14 protein-coding genes and 1 pseudogene are annotated in these 17,998 nt (G+C 39.6%); 9 read left to right on the plus strand and 6 right to left on the minus strand.

Annotation, left to right across the window (positions count from 1 at the left end):
* Positions 1 to 153: 153 nt before the first annotated feature.
* The 7 genes and pseudogenes from QGN23_RS04360 to QGN23_RS04390 all read left to right on the plus strand — a co-directional run.
* Positions 154 to 342 (plus strand): annotated as a pseudogene (locus QGN23_RS04360) (DMT family transporter); the annotation flags it as partial.
* Between the two features lie 26 nt (positions 343 to 368).
* Entirely contained in the window at positions 369 to 890 is a 522-nt protein-coding gene (locus QGN23_RS04365; protein WP_282905800.1) for a GNAT family N-acetyltransferase, read from the plus strand.
* A 577-nt stretch (positions 891 to 1,467) separates the two neighbouring features.
* Positions 1,468 to 3,309, plus strand: a complete 1,842-nt coding sequence (locus QGN23_RS04370; protein ID WP_282905801.1) for a Xaa-Pro dipeptidyl-peptidase — start codon at positions 1,468 to 1,470, stop codon at positions 3,307 to 3,309.
* 315 nt (positions 3,310 to 3,624) lie between these two features.
* Positions 3,625 to 4,254, plus strand: coding sequence for a chloramphenicol acetyltransferase (locus QGN23_RS04375; protein WP_282905802.1), 630 nt, complete (start codon positions 3,625 to 3,627; stop codon positions 4,252 to 4,254).
* Between the two features lie 340 nt (positions 4,255 to 4,594).
* Positions 4,595 to 5,926, plus strand: a complete 1,332-nt coding sequence (locus QGN23_RS04380) for an amidohydrolase (protein WP_282905803.1) — start codon at positions 4,595 to 4,597, stop codon at positions 5,924 to 5,926.
* 13 nt (positions 5,927 to 5,939) lie between these two features.
* Positions 5,940 to 6,608 (plus strand): ankyrin repeat domain-containing protein, encoded by a 669-nt coding sequence (locus QGN23_RS04385; RefSeq protein ID WP_282905804.1) that lies wholly within the window; start codon positions 5,940 to 5,942, stop codon positions 6,606 to 6,608.
* A gap of 70 nt (positions 6,609 to 6,678) precedes the next feature.
* Positions 6,679 to 7,533 carry an AraC family transcriptional regulator gene (locus QGN23_RS04390; protein ID WP_282905805.1) on the plus strand — a complete coding sequence of 285 codons (855 nt, stop codon included), beginning with the start codon at positions 6,679 to 6,681 and terminating at the stop codon, positions 7,531 to 7,533.
* Positions 7,534 to 7,769: 236 nt separating this feature from the next.
* Here the strand turns inward: QGN23_RS04390 and QGN23_RS04395 are convergent, their stop codons facing one another.
* Complete coding sequence (locus QGN23_RS04395) at positions 7,770 to 8,612, minus strand: toxin-antitoxin system YwqK family antitoxin (RefSeq protein ID WP_282905806.1); 843 nt, start codon at positions 8,610 to 8,612, stop codon at positions 7,770 to 7,772.
* Positions 8,613 to 9,083: 471 nt separating this feature from the next.
* Here QGN23_RS04395 and QGN23_RS04400 point away from each other — a divergent pair, with 471 nt between their 5' ends.
* The gene (locus QGN23_RS04400) at positions 9,084 to 9,785 is read left to right on the plus strand and encodes a response regulator transcription factor (RefSeq protein WP_165983221.1); all 702 of its coding nucleotides are present in this window, start codon (positions 9,084 to 9,086) and stop codon (positions 9,783 to 9,785) included.
* Positions 9,786 to 9,997: 212 nt separating this feature from the next.
* Here QGN23_RS04400 and QGN23_RS04405 read toward each other — a convergent pair whose 3' ends face one another.
* From QGN23_RS04405 to QGN23_RS04425, 5 genes are all read right to left on the minus strand, one after another.
* Positions 9,998 to 10,558, minus strand: a complete 561-nt coding sequence (locus QGN23_RS04405) for a sugar O-acetyltransferase (RefSeq protein WP_282905807.1) — start codon at positions 10,556 to 10,558, stop codon at positions 9,998 to 10,000.
* Between the two features lie 93 nt (positions 10,559 to 10,651).
* Entirely contained in the window at positions 10,652 to 11,482 is an 831-nt protein-coding gene (locus QGN23_RS04410) for a helix-turn-helix domain-containing protein (RefSeq protein ID WP_282905808.1), read from the minus strand.
* Positions 11,483 to 11,981: 499 nt separating this feature from the next.
* Complete coding sequence (locus QGN23_RS04415; RefSeq protein WP_282905809.1) at positions 11,982 to 12,998, minus strand: PliI family lysozyme inhibitor of I-type lysozyme; 1,017 nt, start codon at positions 12,996 to 12,998, stop codon at positions 11,982 to 11,984.
* A 286-nt stretch (positions 12,999 to 13,284) separates the two neighbouring features.
* Positions 13,285 to 13,971, minus strand: a complete 687-nt coding sequence (locus tag QGN23_RS04420; protein ID WP_282905810.1) for a hypothetical protein — start codon at positions 13,969 to 13,971, stop codon at positions 13,285 to 13,287.
* 291 nt (positions 13,972 to 14,262) lie between these two features.
* A complete protein-coding gene (locus QGN23_RS04425; RefSeq protein ID WP_282905811.1) occupies positions 14,263 to 16,146 on the minus strand; it encodes a TonB-dependent receptor plug domain-containing protein in 1,884 nt (627 codons plus the stop codon).
* An 85-nt stretch (positions 16,147 to 16,231) separates the two neighbouring features.
* Here QGN23_RS04425 and QGN23_RS04430 point away from each other — a divergent pair, with 85 nt between their 5' ends.
* Complete coding sequence (locus tag QGN23_RS04430) at positions 16,232 to 17,719, plus strand: aminotransferase-like domain-containing protein (protein ID WP_282905812.1); 1,488 nt, start codon at positions 16,232 to 16,234, stop codon at positions 17,717 to 17,719.
* The last annotated feature ends 279 nt before the right edge of the window (positions 17,720 to 17,998 follow it).

The raw sequence follows: 17,998 nt of genomic DNA on the forward strand, positions 1-17,998 counted from the left end.
TAAAGACCTGCGCATTTTTCATAACCCGGAATTAAAATTATACCCAATACGCAAGTCTATTAATTTTATAAATTGCTGACAATTAATCATAAAAAAACAATTTTGAGGGTTGAGCTATTTGTGTATATTTGAAGTTAGCGGTCAGTTTGGGGACTTTTAATAAAAGCCACCCAGGGTTTGCCAATCGGAACAGCTTATGCCGTGTGGACAGGTATCGGAGCAGTAGGAACTGTACTGGTTGGAATTATTGTATTTAAAGAACCTGCAACTTTTCTGCGAATCCTTTTCATTATCACTTTGATCGGTTCAATTGTCGGACTTAAAGCGGTATCAGCTCATTAATATAAACTAAAAAAATAAGTACAGAAATGGAGAACATCACCATACAGAAAGTAACAATAAAAGATCTTGAGAAACTGCAAAAAATCGGGAAAGCTACTTTTTCGGAAACATTTTCTTCAGGTAACACCGAAAAAAATATAGAAAAATATCTGACCGAGGGATTTTCCAATGAAAAGCTGACGAATGAGTTGAACAATGAAAATTCTGAATTTTATTTTGCGTTATCCAAAAACAACATCATCGGTTATTTAAAAATCAATTTCGGAGCTTCACAAACTGAATTAAAAGATGAAAAAGCCCTTGAAATTGAACGCATTTATGTTCTGAAAGAGTTTCACGGCAGGAAAGCCGGACAGATTCTTTACGAAAAAGCGATTGAAATTGCCCAACAGAAAAATTCGCATTATGTATGGTTAGGAGTTTGGGAAGAAAATCCAAGAGCGATCCGTTTTTATAAAAAGAACGGTTTTATAGCGTTTGATAAGCATATTTTCAAATTAGGAGATGATGAGCAGACTGACATCATGATGAAGCTTAAACTACGCTGAAAACAGAAAGGCAGCGGCCGTAAATAATGAAAAACATTGGAGCAAACTGACATCAGTCTGAGGTCTGCTCCTTCGGCGTTTGGCTTTGCTGCCTTGCGTTCAGAAACCGGATATTCGACGGAATCAATGACAGTGCATAGTCGTAGGAAGAATCTTACCCCTGTTGGCTACCGTATGAAAAGTTAGCCTATTATATAATCCGAAAGTTCCGCATTCTGTATCCCTCAAAGTTTCATGGTTTAAACCCTGAGCCACAAGGATTAAAAATCTGGCCGTCCCGGAATATATACCAAACCATTGTCTGCTATCTATGATCTATTATTCTATCCTCTAATATCTATTCGTCTATTATCTATGCGTCTATCCTCTATTATCTATTTGTCTATTATCTATGCGTCTATCCTCTATTATCTATTCGTCTATCCTCTATTAAGCAAAATATTTTTTACTACATTTACGTTTGCCTTTACCGGGATAATTAGACCATAGACAAAAATTAAAAACTTTTAAAACTTGCAGCTGCCGTCAATCGGCAAAGCACAGCCTTACCTTAAAAATTATAATGACAAAAAACAGGATGAATACACTAATCAAATCAGGTTTCCTTTTATTAACAATTACTGCATTCTGCTCCGCAGATGCGCAAAACAGGGTAAAAGCAAGCCCTGTTTTTACCAATGGTGAAGCCCAGATCGTACCGGAATTTAAAGATGCCAACCAATGGATCAGAACTGATCTTTGGGTAGAAACGACTTTTGATACCGATGGTGATGGTAAAAAAGACCGCATGCACGTGGATGTTACCCGACCTTATCAAACCGAAACTGAAGGATTAAAGCTTCCGGTCATCTATGAATCGAGTCCTTACTATTCTGGGGTTGCTCCTGATGTAGAAGGTGCTTTCTGGAATGTCAGTCATGAATTGGGAGCAGCCGGAAAAGAACGCGTTCATGCCGAAGTGGTTCGCACAGGGACCCGTCCCATTATTTCCAACTCCCTCATTGCAACCTGGGTACCCCGTGGTTTTATTGTAGTTCACTCCTCTTCTCCGGGTACCGGTTTGTCGCAGGGTTCACCCACCGTGGGCGGCGATAACGAATCTTTAGCTCCAAAAGCCGTCATTGATTGGCTCAACGGCAGGGCAAACGGATACACTTCCGCTGACGGAAATGAAAAAGTAAAAGCGTACTGGACTACCGGAAAAGTAGGCATGACCGGAACTTCCTACAACGGAACTATTCCGCTTGCCGCCGCTACAACTGGCGTAAAAGGCCTGGAAGTGATCATTCCGGTAGCGCCCAATACTTCGTATTACCACTACTACCGTTCTAATGGATTGGTGCGGTCACCCGGTGGCTACTTAGGAGAAGACGTTGATGTTTTGTACGACTTTATTCACAGTGGTGATGAATCTAAACGCGCCTACAGCAATGCGAAAATCCGGGACACCGAAATGAAAAATGGAATGGACCGCATTACCGGTGATTACAACAGTTTTTGGGCAGGACGCGATTACCTTAACCACATGCCGAAGATGAAAGCTGCCCTCTTAATGGCTCACGGTTTTAACGATTGGAATGTGATGCCGGAGCACAGTTACCGTATTTATAAAAAAGCCAGAGAAATGGGCTTGGAAACAGCCATTTACTACCACCAAAATGGTCACGGCGGACCGCCACCCTTCGAAATGATGAATAGATGGTTTACCCATTATTTATTTGGGATTGATAACGGCATCCAGAAAGAACAGAATAAAGCCTTTATCGTTCGCGAGAATGATGCTCCTGATCAGCCAACACCTTACCGGGATTATCCGAACCCGGAAGCGAAAGACGTAACCTTTTATTTAACGGAAGGTGCGCCAAAAGTAGGCGGTTTAATGATGACCAAAGCTGCCGGTCAGGGCAGAGAAACCCTGGTTGATAATTATTCATTTAGCGGTGAAAGTTTAGCCAGAGCTGAAAATACCAATCACCGTTTATTATATGTTACTCCAAAATTTTCAAAAGACCTGCATCTTTCGGGAGTCCCAAAAATCACCGTCAGACTGGCAAGCAGTAAGCCTGCTGCGAATTTATCCGTCTGGTTGGTCTCACTTCCCTGGAATGAGGGCAGAGCAGCAAAAATAACGGACAATATCATTACCCGCGGTTGGGCCGATCCTCAAAACCATGCTTCCATCAGAAAAAGCGAACCTTTAATTCCCGGTAAATACTATGAAATATCCTTCGATTTAATGCCCGACGATCAAATTATCAAAAAAGGACAGCAGATCGGGTTAATGATTTTTTCGAGTGATAAAGAGTTCACCTTACACCCGGAACCGGGAACCGAATTAACCGTTGATCTGGATAGAACAAAGCTGACTTTGCCCATTGTGGGCGGTTCGGAAGCATTGACAAATGCAGTAACGAATTAAATGATGATTTAAGTTCAGCTTTTTATGGGACTGGCTTATACGTGAATGAGGTTCGGGGAATTCTTATTTCGAAATCGCAGATTCTTCTGACCTCAATTTACGGCTTCATCCAGATTGCGACGATATCAACAAATAAAATTCGCAAAATTGTAAGTTTTTTTTAGCATTTAAATGTAAAAAAAAGTCAAATTGACCTCCCAAATTCGGAGCAAATTGACCACCTGAATTTTGGCTTATTTTTTAATCTTGTGAGCTCCATAAATTCGTCTGAAAATACTGTCTCACTTAAAACACGATATTAAATTAACAACCTACATGAAAGTAATCGACACCGAAAAATGGAACAGAAAGGAACATTTTGAATTCTTCTCAAAAATGGCAAGCCCCTATTTTGGTATTGTAACTGAGGTTGACTGTACGAAAGTGTATGAAAAAACCAAAGAAAAAGGACAGTCGTTTTTTGCCTGTTATCTTCATAAATCAATGGCTGCGATCAATTCAGTTGAAGAATTGAAATTAAGAATTGTTGATCATCAGGTAGTATTATTCGATAAGATCCATGCTGGTTGCACGATTGGGAGAGCAGACGGAACTTTTGGATTTGCCTTTGTCAACTTTTCAGATAATTTCGAAACCTTCAATAATGAACTGCAGGAAGAAATCAGAGCCGTACAGAACTCCAGTGGTTTGCGGTTAAACAATGATGATGTAAAAAAAGACTTAATCCGGCATTCGACCATTCCATGGACTTCTTTTACTGGACTATTACATCCTACGGATTTTGACAAAACAGAATCAGTTCCTAAAGTTACCTTTGGGAAGTTTAGTATTCGGGAGGGCAAGAAATATTTACCGGTCTCCATCGAAGCACATCATGGATTAGCAGATGGTTTTCATTTGGCAAAATACCTGACTGAGTTTCAAAGGCAACTTGACAATGAATAGAAACTGCCGGTCTCCCGCTCTGCGATGGCGCACATCTCTAATCCGTGACTTTTACGGCACAGAATGATCATCCGAAACTTCGCTAAATAAACATCCAGCATCATTCACAATTCACCCAACACCCAATCACTCAATCACTCAATCACTCAATCACTCAATCACTTAATTGCCAACATCCAGCATCCAGCATCATTCACCAATTCACCCATCACGCAATTCATCCTGAGGGATGCATTTTCTCCTTATCCTTTTCTGTTTTTAATAAATTGTACAGATAATGGGATAAATCTTACCGATGTTCTATCGGTCATCTGTTTATTTTTGTAGTAAATAATAGATTATGAATTATTCAAAGAATATATCGCGTAAAAATTTTCTTAGAAATTCAGCATTAGCAGTGGCTGGTCTCACCTTAACTCCCAATATCATGAGGGCAACTTCTCTTTTAAATGATGAAAATAGCTCCATCAACGGAAAACTCATCCTAAAAAATGTAAGGCTCGAAACCGGTTTTCAATATGAAGAAGGGGAAGTGATTGCAACAAAAACAGATTTATTTCTCATCGAAGTGGAAAACGGTAAGATTTTAAAAATAGCTCCAAATAATACCAGTGCAAAAGCAGTTGACGCCAAAGGATTCCTGATGCTTCCGGCGTTTAAAGATATGCACATTCATTTGGATAAAACGTTCTACGGTGAAAAATGGCAGGCAGTAAGAAAAAGAAAAGGCGGTGTAAAAGGAATGATTGAGCTGGAAGAACAACTGATGCCCGAACTGCTGAAAACCTCTACTGAGAAAGCAGAAAAAATGATTGAACTGCTGCATTCCAAAGGAACTTCTTTTGCCAGAAGTCATGTGAATATCGAGCCCACTTCCAAATTAGATTCGTTAAAAAATCTACAGAAAGCTTTAGAAAACAAGAAGAAAACTTTTGGTGCCGAGTTGGTCGCTTTTCCGCAACATGGCGTCTTTTATAAAAATGCTGTCCCTTATTTAAAAGAAGCCGCAACAATGGATATCGATTTTATTGGTGGTGTAGATCCTTACAGCATCGATGGAGCCATTGAGAAGACCATTGATTTTACGGTACAGCTTGCCTTAGACCATCAAAAAGGAATAGATATCCACCTTCACGAAAGCGGAGAATCAGGTTTGAAAACCGTGGAATACCTGATTGATAAAGTCAATGAAAATACGGCTTTGAAAGGAAAAACGTTTCTGAGTCACTGTTTTGTTTTAGGGAAACTGGATCAAAACAAACAGGAAGAGATTGCCGAAAAATTAGGAAATGCCCAGGTAGGAATTGTGTCCACGATTCCTTTTGGAAAACTCATCATGCCACTTCCGACTTTGCAAAAGCATGGAGTAACGGTTTATACAGGAAACGACAGCATCGTAGATCACTGGAATACCTACGGAAGCGGAAGTGTTTTGGAAAAAGCCAATCTCTATGCACAATTGTATGGTCAGTCGACTGAGTTTTTATTATCCAGAAGTTTAAAACTCGCTACGGCGAATGTGCTTCCTCTGGATGATAAAGGAAATCAGCAATGGCCAAAAGCAGGAGATGATGCGGATTTGGTTTTTCTGGATGCGAGTTGTTCGGCCGAAGCAGTTTCGAGGATATCAGAAGTGAAATCATTGATTCATAAGGGAAATATGGTATTTTAACACCTAAAGATCAATGAAAATTTTATTTTTTCTATTCGCTTTTTGCAGTGTGGGCGCCTGCAAAAAAAAGACCGTTCACCATTTAAAAGAAAACAGAATGCAACAGGAAAATTTAGTGAATCTGGTGATGCAAAATGACATCTTTCACGTAAAAAATGCTTTGGACAAAGGCGCTGACGTTAATATGACCGATCAAAAAGGCAGATCACTCTTACTGATTGCAGTAGTAGGAAAACAAACAGAAATGGCCAAAGTTCTGGTCGCGTATAAAGCAGATGTAAATCTTCAGGACACCCAGAAGGACAGTGCTTTTTTATACGCCGGAGCAAGCGGACAAACCGAATTGGTACAGTTATTTTTGAAAAACGGCGCCCGGTTCGATGTTTTTAACCGTTACAACGGAACGGCTTTGATTCCTGCCTGCGAAAGAGGCCATGTGGAAACCGTAAAAGTTCTCGCCCATACCAAAGGTTTCCCTGTCGATCATGTGAATAGATTGGGATGGACAGCACTCATGGAAGCGGTGGTCCTGGGTGATGGCAGCGAAAAATATCAGCAGATCATCCATATCTTAAAAAATGCAGGTGCGGATTTGAATATTCCTGATCAGGACGGCGTAACCGCTTTACAGCATTCAAAATCATTAGGCTTCAGAGAAATGGTGAAAATATTGGAATCTTAAAATACAGCGTTGCATTTTGAATGCTTTTCTGTTTTAAATTTTACTAATTTTAGGCGAAAAATCATTCAGGATGAACCAACAGTCAGATCACTTTCCCGTCTTGGGTCTTCAGGACTTCAGTAATACTGAAAATTCTGGAGGACCGCTTTTATTCAATGAGCTCCATGGTGAGCGTTCAATCGATCTGCCCCATAAGCATGATTTTTTTATTCTCAATATTTTTGAAAAAGGAAGGGGCACTCATGTCATCGATTTTATTTCGTATCCCATTCAGGATCATCAGGTTCATTTGGTCTTTCCTGATCAGGTACACCACTGGAATATTAAAAAAGGAACGGTAGGCTATCAATTGATGATCAGCAGATCCTGGTTGGAAAATCTTCTTTCGTCGCTCCGGTTTTCAGCTTTGTTTTATCAGAATCATCCGGTTATTACTCTTTCTGAGGATGCCTTCCAGTCTGTTTTGTATGAGTTTCAATGCATTAAAAAAGAAGTGAAAGCACAAAATATCTTTTGGGAAATGGTACAGAAAAGATGTGAAACAATTGGTCTGATGCTAAGCAGATCTGTCGAAGAGCGTTTCAAAAATGATGAGGCAATTCACGCTAATCCTGTTATTTCAAAATTTTTAAATTTAATTGATTTGAATTTCAAAGAAGAGCGGTCTGTTTCTTTTTATGCTGAGAAGCTTCATATTTCGGCGAACTATTTAAACATTATGTCGAAAAAATTTCTCAACACTTCCGCTTCTTCTTTAATTCAGAATAGAATTTTACTCGAAGCTAAACGTCTGCTCAAAGTGTCTGAAATGTCGGTAAAAGATATTGTTTATGATCTTGGTTTCTATGACCATGCGAGTTTTTCGAAATTTTTTAAATCAAATACAGGATTGACACCGACTCAATTCAAAGAGAAGATTTTCTGAATGAAAAATCCAATTCACCCGCCACACAACCACTCAATTACTCAATTGCCAACACCCAGCATCCAGCATCATTCACCCATTCACAATTCAACCAAATTCACCAACCACTCAATCACCCAACCACTCAATCACCAACATCCAGCATCCAGCATCATTCACCCATTCACCCATTCACAATTCACCCAATTCACTCAACCACTCAACCACTCAACCACTCAATTGCCAACATCATTCACCTAATGGTCTCTCAAAAGCCCACCTTCAAAAGAGTTTTTAAAAAACGCACCAAGCTTCTCTTCGTTTGTTGCCGATAATTTCAGTTCAAATGTTAGCTTTTCAGGTCGTGGTTTTACCTCTTTGGATTTAAAATAGATAACATATTCTGTATTTGCTTTGAGTTTTTCTGATGATTTTTGGATAATCCAATCGCTGAATTGATCTTTATCCTTAGAAATTTTGAACGCCATTCGGGTAAAGTATCTTTTGTCAAGGTCATGATCCTCTGCATCGGCGCTGACGATGTAAAAGTTATCGACTTCATTGTTTTTTTGGAGCTGAAAATTCCAATAAAGATAACCATCTTCAGGTACTTTAAACTTTAAACCTGAAAAATAATAACCTTCTACTTTTAGAGGATTGGTAAATAATTGAATGGATTGACGTTCTGAGGGAAAGTCAACCTGTACAAAATGCGCATTAACATTCGTCGTTTTTATCTTTTGTCCTAATGAATTTTTAACAGCCCTTGTTTCTTTTCCATTTTTGTAATAAGTTTTTTCATCATTTTGAGAGATTCCGTTTTTATAACTTTCCACAGACTCCAGTTCTCCCGTTTCATAATAGTTTTCCTCTTTTCCTTCCCGTTTGCCCTTAACATAAAACGTAAAATATTTCAGATTGCCATTATCATAATAGTCTTTCCATTTTCCTTCTCTTACTGGCCAGCCATCTGAATCTGTCTTATAATAACTGTGATGTTTAAGGGTTCCGTTGGAATAATACTCCTTTTTCTCTTTTATTTGTGCATGACCTAACCCAAATCCTAAAATAAGGACGAAAATGGTAATAAATGGTTTCATAATTTCTGTAATATGATTGTTGTTATTTTTTTCTTCGGATCTCTTCCCAATATTTCGCTTTTTCTTGTCCTTTACAATGCTATTCCTGCCACGGTTCTAGATTTCTATAAGGTTAGCTAAACACGTGTCATTCTTCTTTTCGCTGTCGCAATACTTTTCTGTTTGATAATAGATATTGACTTCCAGACGGGATTCTTGTTGAGTTACAGGATAAGGTGCATCGGTTTTTTTGAGCGGTTCCTTTTGTTACGTGTCAACAAACAGGTCAACCCCAAAAGACCTGCTGTTATTTTTTCAATCATATCCGTTCCTGATCGTACAGGAATGAATTCTTCAAAGTTCCTACAATTACAATGGGTATAAAATACCTAATAGGGGGTATTTTTAATAAAATTTTATTAATTTTATCATCTTGTTACTTAATACTTTATCAAAATGACAGGCAAAAACACAATTTTTTCATTTCAAGAAATGGAACTTAACAGGCAACTTCATGGGGTTCAAAAGAATTTAAAACAGAACGCACATGGCATTGATGATTTGGGCAGTATTCTACCCGCTGCGGTGATGCTGCATGATTTGAATGAAATGCAGCCTTTGGGGGTGAATTACATGAATAATTGGGGATGCGAGCGTTTGGGAACCTCTGCTGAAGAAGTGAATACATTGGGTGAAGCCTATTATGAAAGATATTTTATAAAAGAAGAATCGCTGGCAATTTTTAAAGGAATTCAAAACTACTTGGATGAAGCTGATTTCTCAAAGCAATACAATTTTTTTCAACGGGTAAAACTTCATAACCAGACAGATTACACCTGGTTTTATTCAATCTGTAAACTCCTGGAGAAGCCAACTGCAGAAGCTACACGGAACCAGATGATTATTCTTTCGAGTCCTGTGGAGGGAATAGACCGTGTCATTGGTCGTGTCAGCAAGGTATTGGATGAAGATCATTATATCAAAAACCATTACAAACAATTTGCGTTGCTCACCAAACAGGAAAAAAACATTATTGATAAAATTGCAAAAGGGAAGTCATCAAAAGAAATCGCTGAAGCATTGTTTATTTCCGTGCATACGGTACGCACCCACCGAAAAAATATCATCCGGAAAACCGAGTCTACTTCTTTTGCCGAGCTGCTTAAATTCGCGATGGCTTTTGAATTGGTTTAGTCAGTGTAAACGGAGCCGAACTTCATCACTGAGCACCGCCCAACTTGGTCACTGAGCGCAGCCGAAGTGCCAAATAAAGACATGCTGTCGTGCGCTAAAAGTATATAAATCCCTCTAAGTTGAACTGGACATACCTGAACCCGCTAATGCCGATTACTGTATAGATTTTCTCCCGGATTGATTTCTATCATCTCCCACCATATTTTTTTTAATTAAATTTTTTTAATTATTCTTGAAGGAATTCCACCCACCATGGTATTATCAGGAACATCTTTGAAAACAACTGATCCTGCTGCTACGATTGAATTTTCGCCAATAGTTACCCCCTGTAAAATGGTGGCATTGGCGCCAATCCAGGCATTTTTTTTGAGGTGAATGTGCCCAACATTTAACGATGGTCTTTGTTCGGGAGAAATGGGATGACCTTCAGATAATAAACTCACTTTTGGAGCGATCAACACATTGTCTTCAATGGTAATTCCACCTAAATCCAGAAACACACAATCGAAATTGATAAATACATTTTTACCGATTTTAGTATGCTTTCCGTAATTAATGTGCAAAGGAGTAAATACGGTTACACTTTCGTCAATTTCGGTGGCTGTAATTTGGCTTAATAAATTTCTGATTTCATCAGGGTTGGACGAATTATTCATCTGAACCGATAATTTTTTCGTTTCAAAAGAAGCTTCACGCATTTTATAAGCCTGGTTGTCGTTTGCCGGAATGGTTTCCCCGTTTCTTAATCGCTCGAATATATTTGTTTCCTGCATTGTCTTATTAATTATTACAATGCAAAGTTACAAACAAAGCCTTGCAACGGCTTTGTTGTGAGGCTCAAATCGCTTTTCTGTAAAGCTCAGTTTTCAGATTGCTGTTGGTGGAAAGCCATATTGTTTTTTAAATGCGGTTGAGAAATGAGAAGGGTTTTTAAAACCAACTTCCAGATAAACATCCTTTACTTTTTTACCATCTTCTTTTAGTTGGATATAAGCCATTTCCAGGCGTTTTCTTATCAGCCATTTTTGCGGAGTGAGGTTGCTTATTTTCTTGAAATCTCTTTTGAAAGTTGCCAAACTTCTTCCCGTGAATGAAGCAATTTGTTCCATTGAAAGTTCTTCCATATAATTATTGTTCAGGAATCCTAGAAGGTCAATTTTCCAGGGTTCAGCAAAATCAAAAAGTATAGGATAAAGTTGTTCATTGCTGTTCAGTAAAGCGTAAATTCCTTCCAGTAATTTCAAATGGACGAACCCTTCTGTTGGTTGTATATTACTGTCAAAATAGGGGGTGAGAGATTGAAACAAACTTTCTATAGCAGGATTTCGTTCGAGTTTGAAAACGGTTTTATCAGAAACTTTCACCTTATTCGGAATTTCAGATTTATTCATTTTGCTGTAAAAATCCCGAAGCACATTGCGTTTGAATGTCATCGAAATACCTTTATATAAATCTTCACCTTTGCTGTTTTTGTACATTTTCAAACGGTGGTCTCTTCTTATAAAAGCACAGTCACCTGCCTGTAATTTGATAATTTTATTTCGGTCTTCAATCACTTGTTCGCCCGAATACAAATACAGCAAAACGTGTTCAGGTGTTGAGTGAATGCACTTTTCGCTATAATCTGAAAAGCACGAAAGGAATACTCCTGAATAGTTTAAGGTTTTTAATTGGTCCTCTACTTGTACTTCCATCATTTCGCTGTTACTTTATGAATGAACAAATTTAGAATATTTATTCTTGGATCACTTTGCGGTAAAGTTCATTGCTTATTCCTGTAAGGTTCAGACGCAGGATCGTATCTTTATTCGCAGTATCGGTTTTCCTATAACGGTTGGGTATTTCTGCAAGCGGGATAAATCGAAGATTCGCTATAACCAATCCTTTCGCTTGATCTGTTAAAAATTAAATGAATATCCGTTTTTTATCACAATGAATACTTTAATCCCGTCGTGAACACACAAAGATTTCATTTACAAATAGGCTTTTTTTTCCGAAACTTGGCAAAGTAAATTCACCAATTGACCCATTCACAATTCACCCAGTTCACCCACCACTCAATCACTCAATTGCCAACACCCAGCATCCAGCATCATTCACCCATTCACAATTCACCCAATTCATCAGCCACTCAATTACTCAATCACTCAAATTGCCAACACCCAACACCCAGCATCCTGCATCATTCACAATTATTTATTTACCGGGATATTCAGTTATTTTATCAATTACAAATTTTCGTGTTGCTTCTCCATCTTTTAATTTGTATTGTATTTGACGTATATTTCCGGTCGGACTGCTATTGGTATCTCCTGTAGTAAAGGTTTTGAAACGCTGAACTAATGTTGTTTCTACAACTGCAAACTCATCGTGTCCCATGTAACCTTTGTTGGCTTTGATATTGTCTGCAATAGGTGGAAAATAGATTTGGCTCATCGATTTTCCGTTATTTACAGAGTAGCCAATCACGTTACCATAACTGCCACTCCCGGCCGACATCGTGTAAATTAAAATTTCAGGAAATCCGTCTGAGTTCAGGTCTTCAATTTCGGCATTGGTAACGGAGCCATCAATGTCTATTGTGATTTTATTATTGTCTACTTTTAAACCGGAAGGCTGGATGGTTATTTCCTGTATAGAACCTTTACCTGCAGTACTTACATCAAATCCTATATTTTGAAGAGACAATGTTTTCGTAAAAATTCTTGGGTCGGTTTGTTTTTTATCTATTGGATCACCAATTTTTGTATAAACATCACCTAAACTACCTCCGCCTGAACAGTAATAATTTAGCAATCCACCATCTTCTGGTTTTTCAGAAGCAATGGTAACGGTGTTGTTTTTAAAGGTGAACAGAATATTCTTGCCGTTAACAGTTGCTCTATAGACATTTTCCTCTATTTCTGAAGCATCGGCATCAAAAGTACAGGTTGGTTTCTTCTTATCAGCGCGGGAGCGTACTGAAATATGAATACTGTTGTTTGCCAATTGAGTTACAGATACAGCCACCCAGTCGTAACCTTCATTCCGTCTGTTATAACTTGAAGAAACATAATCTCCCACCAAGCCTGATACAGATTTACCGGAGTCATCTGTATAAATACTTTGTTCTGCGGTCTTAATATCTGTTTCGGTTTTTTCTGAGTTGTTTTTGCAACTTAAAACTGTACTTACTATTACAGCAATTAAAGTGCTTTTTTTAAAAATGTTCATTTTCGTGGCTATTAAATTAGGGGTTTGTTACTGATCTGCAACTATCGCGCAAAGATACACCTATTAAGTGCACTCCCATTGCGCGGATTTCTAATCCGTGACTTTTACTGCACAGAATCCTTACCCTAAACTTGGCCATATAAATATCCAGCATCATTCATCCATTCACAATTCACCCATCACAAAACCACACAATCACTCAACCACTCAATCACTCAATCACTCAATTGCCAACACCCAGCATCCAGCATCATTCACCAATTCACCCAATTCACCCACCACTCAATCACTCAATCCTACCCAACTCCACCGTCGTTTTCCCGGGCAACAGTAAGCCGCTCCCATCAAAAAACCGGATCAGCGCAAATTTCAGCACTCCTTCGTGAACAGCTTCAAATACCTCATCCTCAGGAATAAAAAACGAAGCACACGGAAGCGAAACCTCAAAAACCACATCCACATATTTCAAGGAATCCTGTCCCTCATCAGGATTAATAGACCGCAGCGTAACCTCAGCTTTCGTACTTCCCTTAGGAATACGGTCAAAAAAAAGCGTCCGCTGGTCGTAATCATACCTGCATCTTTTTCCATCAGTAAGGTTCCACATAAAACCGCTCAGAATTTTTGTGCTTTCAGCATGTTGCAGACCCAGTTGCACCGTCCGCTCACCCTTTGCGGAAACGGTATCCATCTTCACCAGATCGTGCAGCATCTTGGCCATTCTACCATGAAGTTGGGGATCATTCAGATCCTTTACAAAAGGCTGAAGAGCACGCCGCAGTTTTCCGCCAAATTTTGAACAGCGTCCAAATTCAGAAGCATTATTTCTTACGTTCACGTATTTTTCTTCCTTCCGGATCTTTTTGCCGTCAAAACCGCCCGGAGTACGCGCGATGATCTTGCCGTTCATTTCATAAAACGAAAGCCCGCCCAGCTTTCCGGTAATTTTAAGGACACCTTTAAGTTCTGCCATCTTGGTAAGAGTTATTAATATTCCCAAAGATAACGAATCCAATAGATATAGAATGAATATAGTATAGATACAGTATGGTTATAGTATGCCCCATTGTCTAAAGACCGCAGGTTGCTTCACCCCATTTCGATGGATAAAGGCATACTCACCAATATCGCGGATATGCAGTCCGTGATTCATGGCCACCACCTAAACACTGAATCACTCAAAAACCCAATCACTCAATCACTCAATCACCAGCATCCCGCCTCATCTGATTCTGTGAGAGCACTATCTTCTGTGCTTAAAAATTTAGTGCTGAGTCCATTGATATTTTAGCCCCAAAGAAAACCATCTCGTAGGCATCGGTACCGCACCTGCTTCCTGATAATCGGCATTAAAAAGATTGGTTACCTCGGTATACAAAAGAAAATCCTGCACTTTATAATTGAGACGGACATCGGCAATGGTATAAGCATCACCCATTTCACGCTTTAACCACCGGTCTTTAATTTGAAAGGAAAAATCGTTAATGCTATAATGAATTCCCGCAACCAACTGATGTTTCAAAGATTCTAAAATATACTTCGACTGCTTTTCCGTAGAAGTTGCGAAGGAGGGATTCAGATAATTATAATTGACATCGTACCCGAAAGACTGCGTATCTGTTACCTTAAAATCCTGCTGTAACCTTGCATACATACCCTGCATTTTGTTTTGTCCTAAATTGTAGGGCGAGTAAGGCTGTGAAGGATTGTCGCGCACCCAGTCGATAAAATCGGTAATATTGCGGTAAAAATAGCCGGTTTTAAACTGAAGGTTTCCTTTATTGTACTGTACATTGCCTTCGTAATTCCAGGCACTCTCAGGTTGTAGCAATGCATTTCCTACATTTCCGGGGCGTTGGTTTAAATAGAGATCTGTAAAAGAAGGAATCCGCTGTCCGGATCCAATACTCGTGGATATTTTCCAATACCCATTCAAAACATAGGCGACATCAATTCCCGGATAGAGCTGATAGCCAAAATCGGTATTGTAGTTTCCGTAAAGTCCGGCCGTTGCTCTTATTTTTGGTCCCAACTCGGTTTTCAGCTCTGCATACATTCCGTGATTATCGCGGTGGTGCTCACCAATATTTGAACTGTTGATTTTTTCCAGTCGGGACTCTACACCGAAACCGAAAGTTCCGACCTGTGTTTTCAGACTGCTGTTTAATTCCAGCATCAGTGCGTTGGTGTAATGAAGAGAACGTGCTTTGTTTAAATTATCTTTATAATACCGGTAATCATCTTCGCCATAGCGGTCACTGATTCTTGGCGAAACCGTAAAATTGCCAAAGGTGTGTTTGGAGGAAAGACTGAAAACAGAAGACTCTGTATGTTCTTCTGAATTGATATCACCGGGAGCAGCATAAAAACCGTTGGCACCAAAGTGGTTTCGGGCATAACCCGCCATCGCCTGAATGCTGTTATGCTCATTAAAGTCATAATTTCCGTTATAAAACAAACGGGTATTTTTGGCGGCCGAATTGTAGCGTTGCCCGTTGTAATCGCTTTGCGCCACCGAAAAAAGTTGACTTTGCTGATCTCTTCCAAACATGCCGGTAATCTCCGCAGAGGTACCGCCATACATTCCGGAACCATCGCCTTCGTCCTTCGATTGAAAAGAACTTCCGGCCTGAAGATCTGCAGTCACAGACGATCGCTTTCCTCTTTTGGTCACAATATTGACGGCGCCGGTCAAAGCATTGATTCCATAAATCCTGGCTGCGGCACCACGGATGATTTCAATATGGTCGATCGCACTTAAAGGAACCGGAAGATTCATCATATTATGGGCAGATTGGGCATCAATCATTTTCACGCCGTTGATCAGAACTAAAGTCTGTTCAGAAGTGCCGCCATCAATAGAAATATCGGCTTGCGTTCCAAAGGGACCCCGCTGGCGGATATCTACGCCACTGATATAAGACAAAACCTCATTCAGCGACTTTGCCGGGAGGGACTGAATTTGCTTTTGCGTAATGACCTGAATATCGCGGGTTGCTTCACTAAATGGAGTTTGCAGTCGGTTTCCCTGAATCATTACTTCCTCCAGATCATTACTCTTCATTGTTGAGTCCGTACTTCCATTATTTTGCTGAGCGAAGGCAGATATTGTAGAGAACAATCCTAAACTGAATATTACTTTTTTCATAACTATTTTCTAAACCGTATTATTTTTAATTGGGCTGCAAAGGTTTGGATAAAAACAGTAATTTTGGTAGTCCGAAATTTAAATAATGAGTAGTCCGGTAAACCTCCCTTTTCAATCCTTTGTCAAAATAGACCGCCGTAAAAAAGACGCGGTGTATCTGCAGATTGTCTATCAATTCATTAATGCGGTCAAAAACAACCTTTTAGAAGCTAACGACAAGCTTCCCGGCAGCAGGATCATCGCTGAAAACCTTCAGATTCACCGGAAAACAGCAGTCGCTGCGTTGGCAGAACTTCAGGATCAGGGATGGGTAGAAACGCTTCCCAACATCGGGACGTTTGTCAGAAATCCGGAACTTTCTACAACACAGGTCAAAAATACCAAAGCTTTTCAGCATCCTCCTCTAAAAGCCCCTTTTCATTTCAGGAAAGAATTTATTTTAGATACGCCTTTAGAAAGAAATCAGGAAAAACTGTCTTTTACGGATGGCATCCCCGATTATCGAATTATTAAATCTGAAGAACTGGTACGCTTTTACACCTCCGTAATCCGGAGAAAAAAACAGTCGGCAACCGCCCAAAATAGCAGTGATGGAAGTTTATTTTTCAGAGATCAACTGAGCTATTATCTGAATATAACTAGAGGATTTCATCTCTCACGGGATTTTTTACTGCCTGTTTCAGGCCTCGAAAAAGTACACTCCATCCTGTCGCGCTTACTGATCAACAAAGGCGATGTCATTTTGGTCGAAGCGCTCAGTTATTTTTTACCCAATATGATTTACAGCCAGGCGGGAGCCCAATTGAAAACCATTCCAGTGGATGAAGATGGAATGGATATCGATTATATCAGAAACCATTTTAAACCCGGGGAAATACGGCTGGTTTATATCAACACCAAATGCCAATATCCGACAACGGTTACCCTTTCTGAAAAACGAAAAGCACAGTTATTACTCCTGGCCGAAGAATACGATTTCATTGTGCTCGAAGATGATACTGATTTTGAATTTTCCGGGGTGAAAAATAAAAAGGATACGCTCTTGAGGAAAAATGGGGGAAAACGCGTCCTCTACATCGGTACCTTCGGACGGTTTCTACATCCCGGTTTTCAAATGAATTTTCTTATTGCTCCAAAAGACCTTCTGGAGGAAGGCGCAAAATACCTCAATATCTTTGGCAAACCGGATTCGATGATGGAAAAAGCGTTGGGCGAACTCATTCATCAGGGAGACATTCACCGGTATCAAAGAAAATCCACCAAAGTAATTGCCGAGCGGAAAGAGGCCTTTGCGGGATTGCTTAGCACCCACTTTAAAAACGAGATTACCTTTACAATTCCGGTTTCAGGTTTGGCATTTTGGATCCGGTTTAAAAACTCCTTTTCGCTGACGGATCTTCAAAAAAGAGCCAAAGAAAAAGGGCTCTTTATTCCAATGACCTGTCTTTACCAGAACCGAACAGTCACCGCTTTAAGGCTGGGTTTTGCCCCTCTTAACCTTCAGGAAATGGAAGATGCAGTAGAATTGCTCGGTGAGGCGTATTTTGAGGTAATTAAAGGAGAAAAGATTTAAAGACCATCAATAAAAGGATAATAGCGCCTTCTGAATTATCGGCTTTTACGCACCATGTTTTTTAACGCAATAGTTCATGACTTCACCAACTTTGTCAAAGTTAGTCGGAGCACGGTTTCGGATTGTAATGGAAGACAAAAATCTTCGGACTTCCTGATGGGAGCTGAAGACTGTTTCGCTAGAAAAAAGAAAGATGATTCAACTACGGTACTGGCCGTAACCTCAGCTTTCGTACTTCCCTCAGGAATACCATTCACAATTCACCCAATCACTCAAAAA

It is taken from the genome of Chryseobacterium gotjawalense (assembly GCF_030012525.1).
GTDB lineage: Bacteria > Bacteroidota > Bacteroidia > Flavobacteriales > Weeksellaceae > Kaistella > Kaistella gotjawalense.

Coding starts and splice junctions, on each gene's coding strand:
- QGN23_RS04380 (WP_282905803.1), top strand. CDS start 4,595: ATGAATTATTCAAAGAATATATCGCGTAAAAATTTTCTTAGAAATTCA.
- QGN23_RS04370 (WP_282905801.1), top strand. CDS start 1,468: ATGAATACACTAATCAAATCAGGTTTCCTTTTATTAACAATTACTGCA.
- QGN23_RS04375 (WP_282905802.1), top strand. CDS start 3,625: ATGAAAGTAATCGACACCGAAAAATGGAACAGAAAGGAACATTTTGAA.
- QGN23_RS04390 (WP_282905805.1), top strand. CDS start 6,679: ATGAACCAACAGTCAGATCACTTTCCCGTCTTGGGTCTTCAGGACTTC.
- QGN23_RS04400 (WP_165983221.1), top strand. CDS start 9,084: ATGGAACTTAACAGGCAACTTCATGGGGTTCAAAAGAATTTAAAACAG.
- QGN23_RS04430 (WP_282905812.1), top strand. CDS start 16,232: ATGAGTAGTCCGGTAAACCTCCCTTTTCAATCCTTTGTCAAAATAGAC.
- QGN23_RS04415 (WP_282905809.1), bottom strand. CDS start 12,998: ATGAACATTTTTAAAAAAAGCACTTTAATTGCTGTAATAGTAAGTACA.
- QGN23_RS04365 (WP_282905800.1), top strand. CDS start 369: ATGGAGAACATCACCATACAGAAAGTAACAATAAAAGATCTTGAGAAA.
- QGN23_RS04410 (WP_282905808.1), bottom strand. CDS start 11,482: ATGATGGAAGTACAAGTAGAGGACCAATTAAAAACCTTAAACTATTCA.
- QGN23_RS04425 (WP_282905811.1), bottom strand. CDS start 16,146: ATGAAAAAAGTAATATTCAGTTTAGGATTGTTCTCTACAATATCTGCC.
- QGN23_RS04420 (WP_282905810.1), bottom strand. CDS start 13,971: ATGGCAGAACTTAAAGGTGTCCTTAAAATTACCGGAAAGCTGGGCGGG.
- QGN23_RS04385 (WP_282905804.1), top strand. CDS start 5,940: ATGAAAATTTTATTTTTTCTATTCGCTTTTTGCAGTGTGGGCGCCTGC.
- QGN23_RS04395 (WP_282905806.1), bottom strand. CDS start 8,612: ATGAAACCATTTATTACCATTTTCGTCCTTATTTTAGGATTTGGGTTA.
- QGN23_RS04405 (WP_282905807.1), bottom strand. CDS start 10,558: ATGCAGGAAACAAATATATTCGAGCGATTAAGAAACGGGGAAACCATT.